General features: G+C 60.7%; 9 protein-coding genes. 4 read left to right on the forward strand and 5 right to left on the reverse strand.

What is annotated here, in order from left to right:
- Nucleotides 1-69: 69 nt before the first annotated feature.
- Nucleotides 70-1,830, reverse strand: a complete 1,761-nt coding sequence (locus tag AAE029_RS34695; protein WP_371077490.1) for an adenylate/guanylate cyclase domain-containing protein — start codon at nucleotides 1,828-1,830, stop codon at nucleotides 70-72.
- Nucleotides 1,831-1,989: 159 nt separating this feature from the next.
- On the opposite strand from AAE029_RS34695, the gene AAE029_RS34700 reads away from it, so the two are divergent.
- On the forward strand, nucleotides 1,990-2,520 hold the full coding sequence (locus AAE029_RS34700) for a sugar O-acetyltransferase (RefSeq protein WP_371077491.1): 531 nt from the start codon (nucleotides 1,990-1,992) through the stop codon (nucleotides 2,518-2,520).
- A 333-nt stretch (nucleotides 2,521-2,853) separates the two neighbouring features.
- On the opposite strand, the gene AAE029_RS34705 is transcribed toward AAE029_RS34700, so the two are convergent.
- The 3 genes from AAE029_RS34705 to AAE029_RS34715 form a co-directional block, all read right to left on the reverse strand.
- Nucleotides 2,854-4,023, reverse strand: coding sequence for an aldose epimerase family protein (locus AAE029_RS34705; RefSeq protein ID WP_371077483.1), 1,170 nt, complete (start codon nucleotides 4,021-4,023; stop codon nucleotides 2,854-2,856).
- Between the two features lie 111 nt (nucleotides 4,024-4,134).
- On the reverse strand, nucleotides 4,135-6,585 hold the full coding sequence (locus AAE029_RS34710; RefSeq protein WP_371077484.1) for an SAM-dependent methyltransferase: 2,451 nt from the start codon (nucleotides 6,583-6,585) through the stop codon (nucleotides 4,135-4,137).
- Nucleotides 6,582-7,334, reverse strand: a complete 753-nt coding sequence (locus tag AAE029_RS34715) for a protein-L-isoaspartate(D-aspartate) O-methyltransferase (protein ID WP_371077485.1) — start codon at nucleotides 7,332-7,334, stop codon at nucleotides 6,582-6,584. Before AAE029_RS34715 ends, AAE029_RS34710 begins: the two co-directional genes overlap by 4 nt.
- Before the next feature lie 412 nt (nucleotides 7,335-7,746).
- Between AAE029_RS34715 and AAE029_RS34720 the strand changes: the two genes are divergently transcribed.
- Nucleotides 7,747-8,523: a pentapeptide repeat-containing protein gene (locus AAE029_RS34720; protein WP_371077486.1), complete on the forward strand. Its 777-nt coding sequence runs from the start codon at nucleotides 7,747-7,749 to the stop codon at nucleotides 8,521-8,523.
- A gap of 81 nt (nucleotides 8,524-8,604) precedes the next feature.
- Nucleotides 8,605-9,072, forward strand: coding sequence for a GFA family protein (locus AAE029_RS34725; RefSeq protein ID WP_371077487.1), 468 nt, complete (start codon nucleotides 8,605-8,607; stop codon nucleotides 9,070-9,072).
- 43 nt (nucleotides 9,073-9,115) lie between these two features.
- Here AAE029_RS34725 and AAE029_RS34730 read toward each other — a convergent pair whose 3' ends face one another.
- Nucleotides 9,116-10,063, reverse strand: coding sequence for an MvdC/MvdD family ATP grasp protein (locus AAE029_RS34730; protein WP_371077488.1), 948 nt, complete (start codon nucleotides 10,061-10,063; stop codon nucleotides 9,116-9,118).
- A gap of 468 nt (nucleotides 10,064-10,531) precedes the next feature.
- Between AAE029_RS34730 and AAE029_RS34735 the strand changes: the two genes are divergently transcribed.
- Nucleotides 10,532-10,751, forward strand: a 220-nt coding sequence (locus AAE029_RS34735) for a hypothetical protein (RefSeq protein WP_371077489.1), incomplete at its 3' end; no start/stop codon positions are given.

Below are 10,751 nucleotides of genomic sequence, written 5' to 3' on the forward strand. Positions count from 1 at the left end.
AAAGAGGCGCATCCCGGTGGTGATGGCGGAGAGAGGTCGTCGCTTGAACGCAGGATGCCCTGCATCGCGTCAATCCGGAAGGCCCGCCTTGCGGAGATCTGCAACGAACCGGTCGACGAAACTCTCCGGCATTGCCGGGATATCGCCGAAATAGAATTCGCGCCTCGCATCGTTCAGGGTCATAGCCGGTCGCAACCGCAGCAACTCGTTGATCGCGCTCCGCGCCTCGGCAGCCTTGCCCTGTCTTCCAAGGATCGTCGCCAGGACCATCGCCGGCCAGAATGTCGTGTTCGCCTGGCGAAGCGAGGCGCGTGCGGCCTCGGTCGCCTCGTCCAGACTGTCGGTCTGGTAATGCGCGATGGCGAGCATGTTGTAGAAGGTCCACAGATGCGGGTCGCGCGGGCTGAGGCGAAACGCTTCCTTGATCTCGAGGATGCCCTCTTCCGGACGCGTGACATAGCAGAGCGCCTGTCCCAGCGCGAAATGCGCCTGGGCGAAACTCGGATTGAGCTTGAGGGCGTTGCGGAGGTTATCGATTCCCCTCTCGGGCTCACCGTTCAAAGCCTGAGCCCGGCCGAGCGCCAGATAGGCGGCAGGTTCGCCTTCGTCGAGCAGGATTGCCCGTTCGGCAAGTGTGATGGCATCGGCTATGCGCGCGGCGCGCTCCTCCATCGGTCCGTACCAGCCGAGCTGGATATGGACATAGGCGAGCCGCGCATAGGCCTGCGCGAAGGAGGGGTCCATGGCGATGGCGCGCTCGAGCAGGTCCCTGGCGATCCGAAGGTCCTCGAGCGTGAACATGTAGAGATGCCAGAGGCCCTTCAGATAGATTTCCCAGGCGCCCATATCGGCTGACATATGCCCTCGGAGTGCAGCAAATTCGATGTTGCCGAGCTCCGGCTCGATCGTGCCGGTAATCTGGCCGGCAATCTTGTCCTGTAATTCGAAAACATCCTCCAACGTGCCGTCGTAGCGCTCGGCCCATAGAAGCGCGCCGTCAGCGCCGTTGAGGAGCTGCGCCGTGATCCTGATCCTGTTTCCCGATCGTCGGACGCTGCCTTCGAGCACATATTTGACTTCGAGATCTTCAGCGACCTGCCTGATATCGATTGGCTTGTCCTTGTAGCTGAAGGAGGAGTTGCGGGCGGCAACCAGCAGCCATCGGCACCGCGCAAGCGTGGCGATGAGCTCGTCGGTGAAGCCGTCGGAGAAATGCTCCTGTTCGGCCACATTCGACCGGTTGACGAAGGGCAGGACAGCGATCGACGGTCGCCGGCGACCCGACGAGGAATTTTCCGCGGAGGCAATGGCATGGGCGACATCCGGCGACCACCGCCAGACGCGAACGGGCTCGTCGCAGTTCTCCACCTTCTGCTGACCGAAGTCAGTCACGGGAAAATCGAGTTTCGATCCGACCTGTTCATAGGCCTGCTGCGACACGCAGATCCCGCCGGGACGCGCGATTTCCTGGAGTTTGGCGGCAACATCAACGGCCTCGCCGAGGAGATCGTCCTCCACCACCACGACGTCTCCGAGGTGAATGCCGATTCGGAATTCCATGCGGTTGCAGGCCACAATGCTTTCATTGCGATGGGGCATGGTTTCCTGGATTTTCATCGCACAGGCAATGGCGTCGACGGCACTTGCAAATTCCGCCAGCGTGCCGTCGCCGACCAGCTTGAAGACCCGTCCGTGATGTTCGGCGATCGCAGGCAGGAGGAGTTCCGAGCGGTGTGCTTTCAACGCCTCGAAGGTGCCGGTTTCGTCCAGCCCCATCAGCCGGCTATAGCCAACCACATCCGCATCCAGGATCGTTGTCCGCCGCCGCATCATGCGCCAACCTCCCAAGGGGTAAGATTAGCGCCGGCAAGGGGAGGTGTCCATTCTGACTGAGGGTTGTGCCATGCTGCATGGTTCCGTAAATCGATTCCGACTTAGGAACAGGCGATAGGGAGGATTGGAATATTGCAGCAGAGCGAACTCAGCAAGATGGCCGCCGGGCAATGGTATTGCTGCCTCGATCCGGAACTCGACGCCTTGCGCAGACAGGCGCGCATTGCCGTTCATCAGCACAATACTCAGCCGCCCGACGAACGCGGCAATATCGCTCCGGCGCTCAGAGCGCTCTTTGCCGAGACGGCTGCCGATGTCTTCATCGAGGCGCCGTTCCATTGCTCCTATGGCATGAATATCGTGCTTGGCGAGCGCGTCTATCTGAACGCCGGCTGTACGATCCTCGATTCCGCCGGCGTCCGCATCGGCAATGCCTCCATGCTCGGCCCTGGGGTGCAGATCTATTGCGCTGAACACCACAAGGACCCCGTCTTGAGAAAGGCGGGCATGGAAATCGCGCGGCCGGTGGAGATCGGCGATCATGTCTGGATCGGCGGCCGCGCGATCATCCTGGGCGGCGTGAAGATCGGCAATTGCGCCATCGTCGGCGCCGGTGCGGTGGTGACGAAGGACGTGCCGGCAGGCGCGACGGTGGTCGGTAGTCCTGCGAGGGTTATGGTGCGCTGATCTGGAGCGTTCGAATCGAATAGGCCGAACGAAGCGCGACAACCAACGCCATCTCTTTCCGCCGCTACCACCGCTTGCTCGATTGTCCCCTCTCCCCGCGTGCGGGGAGAGGGTCAGGGTGAGGGGCAGAATTTTCAGCGAATCCAATAGCTTTTGATCGAAACCGGAGCGCGGTGAAAGCCCCTCATCCGCCCTTGGGGCACCTTCTCCCCGCAGGCGGGGCGAAGGGGGAGTCGCACTCTCCGTCGTCCCTCACGGCGGCACAAACAGCACCGGAACTGTAACCCATGTATCCGGTTAATCTGACACGGACAACGTCCCGAAAGCTTACATCTACGACGCATCCGTCGAGAACTTATGCACCGTCGTCGACTTCAGCGTCTCGCCCGGTTTCAGCACGGTCGTCGGAAAGTCCGGCTTGTTCGGCGAATCCGGGAAGTGCTGCGTCTCGAGGCAGAAGCCGTCGGTCTGGCGGTATTGCTGGCCGGCCGCTCCGACGAGCGTCGCATCGAGGAAGTTCCCGCTGTAGAACTGGACGCCTGGCTCGGTGGTCGATATCTCCATGATCCGGCCCGAACGCGGCTCGTAGACCCGCGCGGCAAGCGAAAGCCCATTTCCTGACCGGTTCAGCACGAAGTTGTGATCATATCCGCGGCCATAGACCATCTGTTCGTCCTTCGCGCGGATGCGTGCGCCGATCGGCGTCCCTTGGCGAAAATCGAATGGTGTGTCGGTCACCGAGGCAAGCTCCCCGGTCGGGATCAATGTCGCATCGACCGGGGTGTAGCGATCGGCGTTGATCGTGAGGATGTGATCGCCGATCCCGCCCACGCCGTCACCGGCGAGATTGAAGTAGGAGTGGCTCGTGAGATTGGCCACGGTTGTTTTGTCCGTTGTCGCCTCGTAATCGATGCGCAGCTCGTTGTCGTTGGTGAGCGTATAGACGACCTGGGCCTTAAGCGTGCCGGGATAGCCTTCCTCGCCGTCCTTGCTCGTGTAGGTGAGCCGCGCCGCGGCGCCGTTCGCGTCTGTCACCGGCTCGACCGTCCAGATGACCTTGTCGAAGCCCTTCTTGCCGCCATGCAGGCTGTTGGGCCCATTATTGGCAGCGAGCTGGTACTCTTTACCATCGAGCGTGAACTTCGCGGCGCCGATGCGGTTGCCGTAGCGCCCGATCAAGGCGCCGAAATAGGGGTTCTTGGATTCGTAGTCGGCGAGTTCCTTGAAGCCGAGCACGATGTTGCCGAGATTGCCCCAGCGGTCGGGCATGTTGATTGCGGTGATGATGCCGCCATAGGTGATGAACTTGACGGACGCGCCCTTGTCGTTGGTGAGGGTGTAGAGATCGACGGCTTTGCCGTCCTGCGTGTTTCCGAATGGGGTCTTGTCCACGGAGCCGGCTCCGGCGCCCGTTGCCGTCATCAGCACGCTCATGCCAAAGGCGGCCGCCCCGAGCACTGACCTATGCCAAGTACGCGATATTTTGTGATCGACCCACGTCATGGTTTCCTCCCCTGATTGGCCTCTTCGCCGGCGGCTTCGGACGAGCCGCGTGGAAGATCGATTGTAAACCCATCGGAATATTAGCGTAAGCGTATATATGCCGAAGCCTGACTAGATGGGAGCTTTCGGGAGCTTGTCCCCCGATCCGGCGAGTAAGGCCGGGGCGACAAGATAGAGGACGGTGGCGATCGTCACGACGCCTGTGAATCCGACATGCATTGCAAGGAGGGCTGCGAGGATCGCACTCAGCACCGACGCGCAGCCATTGATCCCCCAGGCCCAGGGAATAAACGCCTCCGAGCGTGCGCCGACATAGCCGAGGCCGAGGGGAAACGGCATGCCCATGAAGACGGCGAGCGGCGCTATGAGGAGGAGCGCGATTGCGATCTTTCCGGCGTCCGGGAGCGCCTGCAGCCGTTCAAATATCAAGGGCAGCGCGAGCAGGTAGGTGGCAGCCAGCAATGCGATCGCGACGACCGCAAGCGCAATGCCGCGCACAGCCGATCCGCGTCCGACCGCTGCCATCCAGCGTGTGGCCAGGGCGCTGCCGAGACCGGCGAAGGCAAGGAAGCCCGCAAGCACGACAGCTACAGCGTAGAGCGGATGGCCGAGAAACAGCACAAAGCGCTGGATGAAGGCAATCTCGATGAAGAGGAAGGCCAGCCCCAGGGCAAGGAAATAGAGACCGAAGCGCAGCGGGTGTCCGGCTGTCCCGAGTGCGCGCCGGCGAAGCGCGAGCGGTAGCAGGATCAGGACGGCGCTGAGGATCGCGGCCTGGACGAGTGTCGTCACCAGGATCAGGTAGCCCCAGTCGAGCATCGCTGCTCCGCCCTGTGTGCGCAGCGTCAGGAGTTCGGGCAGGGCGCGCCAGCGGAAGAAGTCGAAGAAATAGGGCCGATTGTCCGTGGCCGGTGCAATGTCGAACTTGTAGCGCTCGATGAAATCGGCTCGCGCAGGGCCAAGGAGAGCGAGGGCTCCCTCATAGAAATATTCCCGGTCGAGCTGGTTGTAGCGGTTCATCTCGCTCGCGGAGATGCCCGGCAGCCAAGAAATGTCGAAGAAATTCTCGGCTGCGAAGCTGCGGATGGCAGCGACGTCTTCGCCCGTGAACGGCGACTTGGCGACGAGCAGGGTTGCCGTGTTCCAGCTCCGGATCAGCGCCAGGTGCCGGCTCGGCTCGGCCATGCCGCCCGCTTCAAGCGCAGCGGTAGCAGTGGCAAACAGCTTGAGGATGTCGCGCGGCGGCACTCGCAGCCAACGCGTAATGGCAAGAACTCCATCCGGTCTCAGCACCGCCAGGTAATTCCGAAGAGCCTCCACGGTGTAGGTGTAGTTCTCATTCATGCTCTGCACGCCGGCGGCGGCCGCGCCGAAGGAGTCGAGGAGCGGGATCTGGATCAGGTCGTAACGCTCGTCGGTCGTCGCAGTAAAGGCGCGCGCCTCGGCCAGGTGCAGATGCACGTTCGGTCGGTTGAAGATGCCGCCGGCGAAGTCCGCGAAGCGGACCCGGGCGAAGTCGATCATCTGCGAGTTGATCTCTACGGCATCCACGGTCTCGGCTCCGGCGCTGAGCGCCAGTAGCACCTGCTCGCCGCCGCCGGCACCGAGGATCACCACACGCGGCCGATGAAGGATGCGGTACGGGAGTGCGGCCGTTGTCCGGCCGAGATAAGCGACTGTCGCCGGATCGCCGTCATAGGCGGTGAGCGCCGTAATGCTGTCGCCATCGGTGAAGACGGCGAGTTGTGCGGGCGGCTCCTGGGTGTTGGCGAGGCTGAGGCCCGGCGCGTATCGAAAAGGAATCGTCGGGCTCTCGACGACCGTCAGCAGTCCGAGCGGGCTCGACCGCTCCTCGACCACGCGTGCGTTCGGCACTTCGAGAGCGATGCGGAGGCCCTTGTATTGCGACATGCGTGGGCCAGGGTCTGTCCAGGACGGTGGCAGCCACGCCGCGGTGACCGCGGCTGCAAGCCCGAGGCCGCCCACGACGAGCCATCGATGGTAAGTCATGCCTGTCGCGGCGAGAGCCGCCGCCGCAAATCCTAGCGCTGCGACGATACGTAGCGCCGTAGAGGGAAAGACCAGGAACAGGAGCCCGACGATGCCCAGCGCGCCGATCCCTGCGCCGATGAGGTCGAAGGCATAGACGCGCCCGATCTGGCCAGGATGGCGGCTGAAGGCAAGGCCGATACAGGTAGCCCCGAAAAAGAACGGCAGGATCAGGAGCGCATAGCTGGCCGCAAGCCAACCGAGCTGCCGCGGGTTCCAGACGATCTCGAGTGCATTGAATGGGAGGCGTTCGGCAACGGCGAAGCTGGCAATCGCGGTGATGCCGAACAGGGCTGCAGAAGCTGCGAAAGCAGCCGCGTACCGCTCCACCAGAAGGCGGCGGGCGAACCCGACGAAAGTACCGCTCGCGCCGAAGCCCAGGAGTGCGATGCTTATGATCATATAGGCAAAATGATGCCACTGAATGATCGAAAAGAGCCGCATCAGCAGCACTTCATAGGCAAGGATCGACGCCGATAGGAGACCGACGGGCAGCAGGCGCCCCGCTTTCATTGGCCCCTGCTTTGCCTCAGCGGCACAAAGGCTACCGGCAGCAGCTGCCGGGTTGTGATGCTTCCATCCTGTCGCTTCTCGACCAGCATGAGAAACTGGGTGGCGAAAAGACCTCCCACAGGCACGACCATCCGGCCTCCCTTGGCGAGCTGCTCGACCAGCGGCGGCGGGATGTGGCTGGCGGCGGCAGTCACCACGATGCCGTCGAAAGGCGCATGCGCAGGCCAGCCATAGTAGCCGTCGCCTACCATCGTCTCGACATTGCTGAAGCGGAGCTCGCCAAGTCTGGCGGCCGCTCTTTTGCCCAGTTCCGGTATGATCTCGATCGAGTAAACCTTCGCGGCGAGCGGCGACAGCACGGCTGCCTGATAGCCCGAGCCGGTGCCGATCTCGAGGACGGTGTCACCAGGCCCGACATTGATCAGATCTGTCATGAGCGCGACGATGAAGGGCTGCGAGATCGTCTGACCGTATCCAATCGGCAGTGGCTGATCTCGATAAGCCGCGCCGCGCTGTGCCTCGGGCACGAAAAGGTGGCGCGGCACCTTTCCCATCGTCGTCAGCACTGCCGGATCGATGCCCTGTCCCTCGACCGCCGACGGCGCCGAGCGGGCGTGCCGCTTGATCGTTTCGACCATTGCCGCACGTTCGGCGACACGGTCCTGAGCGTGCGCGGATATCGAAACCATGGCGGCCGCGCTCGCGAAAACCGCGGCCAGTAACACTTGGCACTGGGCTAGTGGACGCATGACCTCTCTCCCCGGCTACAGCGCCAAGTATAGTGGCTGCGCAGGCGATTTTGAAGAAATCTCGCCCCGGCTCTCCGCCGCTCTCGGACTTGAGACTTCACACCAGAGCGACGGCTCCGACGGAAAGAGGTCGCGCCTATAGTGACCGCGCACTCTCACTTGATGATATGTTCGTGGCATTTGCTGCCGAGAAGCGGAAATTCAGGATGAGATTGCCGGCAAGTCCATGATATTTCTAATTCTGCACGCAATCGCCGCTCCCACCATAAGCGGCTTCAGCCGCATTCCCAGGGGTGAGTGAATTCGCGCAGGAAGTCCCTTTTTATTGTATTGTAAGCTGTGTAAGAACTGCTGGAGATGTCCACCTCATGTGACCGAGTCGGATTGAGGCGGGGAATTCGGGAGCGGCAGGATGAGTGTCATCGCGGGAAAATTGGGCGAGCCGATGGGGACGAAATCTCGGCATATCGGGTGCGGACGCCTCGCACGCAAGCTGCCGCTCGTAATACTCTTCGCCCTCGTCCCGGCGGTCCTGGTTTCCACCTTTGCCTATCGTCCCGCGCTGGCGGGGGACTGCGGCAGCACGGCTTCGCCCGGCCTCGACTGGAGCGAATGCAAGAAGAGAAACATCATGCTGCAGGGAAGCAACCTTGAAGGTGCCAACCTGCTCGGCACGGATTTCGATGCGACCGATCTTAGCGGCACCAATCTCAAATCGGCCAACCTGGAAAAGGCTTCCCTGGTGCGCGCCTGGCTGACCGGTGCCCACGCGGAAAATGCGAATTTCGCCAAGATCGAAGCCTATCGGTCCAGTTTCGCCAATGTTTCCGCAACCGGCGCCTCATTCGCCGGTGCAGAGTTGCAACGCGGAAATTTCAGCGCCGCTCGGCTGACGAACGCTAATTTCGAGAAGGCGGAACTGGGGCGCGCCAATTTCCAGAAAGCGGAATTGACGGGCACCCGCTTTAAGCTTGCCAATCTTTCCCGTGCCGATCTCAGAAACGCGACCTTCGCAGGTCCGATCGCGTTCGATCGCGCCTTCATGTACCTGACGCGGATCGAGGGACTGGATCTCTCCGCGGCTACGGGTCTGGAACAGGTGCAGATCGATCTTGCCTGCGGCGATCAGTCGACGAAGCTGCCCGCCGGATTGAAGGCCCCGGCAGACTGGCCTTGCGCTACCGATTGAAGGCAGACAGTTCCTGGATTTGCTTTGCCTTTGACGGCGCCGCTCACTCCGCTACATGATCGTCACAACGGAGGAAAAATCATGAGTAATCCGAGCCTGCCATCCGAAGGCGGATGCCGTTGCGGTCGAGTGCGGCTTCGTATCAACGCAAAACCTTTGCTGACCATGGCCTGCCACTGCACCGGCTGCCAGCGCATGTCATCAAGCGCCTATTCCTTGAGCGTTGCGATTCCAAGCGAAGGATTTGAAGTGACGCAAGGCGAACCCGTCATCGGCGGTCTGCACGGAACGTCGCGGCACTATTTCTGCTCGTATTGCATGAGCTGGATGTTCACGAAGACGGAGGGTCTCGACTGGTTCGTCAATCTCCGTCCGACCATGCTCGACGATCCAAGCTGGTTCACGCCCTTCATCGAGACCTGGACGAGCGAAAAGCTGCCCTGGGCGGCGACGCCGGCGGTCCACAGCTACGCTGGTCTTCCGGCCCTCGATGAATATGAGAGGCTTGTGAAGGAATATATGGAAGGTGGAGCGTCCCGCACGGCTTGAAGGCGATGGCTCGCTTCGCGAGTGCCGTCATTCAAGGTTCCACTCAATGGTTGGTGATCGCGAGCCTGATGATTTCTTCGGAAATCCGCACGCCGAACCTGTCCTCGAGGAATGCCCATTGACCCTCCGGATTAAGGTCCAGGAACCACATCTGTCCCGAATTGTCCTCGATTATGTCGCTCGAGGCGAATTCTATGTTCAACGCCCGACACATTTTGAGGAGATTGCGCGCGACATCCTCCGGGACGGGCGCTGCCTCCCCGTCAATGATCTGGTCGACCTTTCGCGAGTCGATTTCATCGAGCAGTTCCGGACCGGAAAACCTGAATCCCAGGACTTTCGGTCCCACCACGACGACACGCCAGATCGCCTGAGGCACGATCGCTTCCTGAAGCAGGGTCGGGCAGCCTGTAGGATCGTAGCTAAAAAGATCTGTCTCATCTACGAGAGACGTGAAGGCGGAGCGAAGCTTGTCACCGTCGACGAAGAAGGCATTCACGATTCCCTTCGTGACGCACCTGTGACGCCTTGCGAAGGCCTGCAAGCGTGCGGCGTTGGTGCTGATAAGGGTTTCAGGAACGCGTAACCCGGCACTTGCGGCTGTCTTCAGCTGTATGATTTTGTTCTGGGCCAAGGCAGAGCCGTGGAGCGGATTCATGATCCTGGATTGGCCGGAACGAGAGAGCGCATTCTCCACCGCTGTCCACTCGGCATCCAGCAAACGGCCGACCCATGGCTCGACGTCACGCCTGAACTGATGCGAAGGAACCGGCCTTCTGTAAATCAGGAGCCCGACATCTTGCAGATCGCATTGCCGCCCGTCGATTTCCAGCTGGCATCTGTCATTGTCGACGCACCAGTTGAGGTAGCCATATTTGCGAAACCGGTCGGTGTTCAATCGAAAACAGGCGACCTGGAGCCTCTCGCAGGCTTCGATCAGATAGTCACAATGAATATCGCCACTATTCGAAACAAGTAAAACGGCGCCCATCTTCTGACCAATACTGGAATATGATGCAACTACTGACGTTCACTGCAGGTAATCCACACCGTCTACCTTTGCATCGCCATGTGAGGTGGGCGACCATTTATTGCTGGCCATCGGGTCCAGCCATTTGGCGCGTTGTGTTAGTTCATTGTAGATATAATCCTGTCCCTCGACTGGTATAGTCTCGCTGTTCGGGACTACGACATGTCTTTTCATAAATAGAGGGACGCCATGGACATCATTCTCTGCTTCAGTCTGGAAAAATTTCATCGCCCTGCCCTATAAGTTAAACAATAAAGCGATCAGATATTCTCTGAGGTAATTTTATTAGTTATAACTTACATACGGCGACAAGTGATGCTTATCGCCGCCGAGGTTCAGTCTTTCGGATGATTGCGGTTGCCCGAGTGCTAGCAACGGGCGATCCGGCCTTTGGGTGATGTCGACTGGATCTTGTGCTCAGGCGGTCGCATGGTGCGGCGCGATGAAATGGCCGATTTCGCAGATAGGTATGAGCTTTCGGGAGATTGTCCCGTGTTGATGGGCGGAATAGGGTTGCGCGAAGGGTGGTATACAGGGCAATTCCTGCTCATCCACGATATCAATGGCGGATGTCTGGCACGGACGCTGCCCCATTTTCCCTCATTCCTGTGCCTGTCACAGGAATCCAGCCGCCGTGCGTCGGCACGGC

This window comes from Sinorhizobium sp. CB7 (genome assembly GCF_041357635.1).
Lineage (GTDB): Bacteria > Pseudomonadota > Alphaproteobacteria > Rhizobiales > Rhizobiaceae > Rhizobium.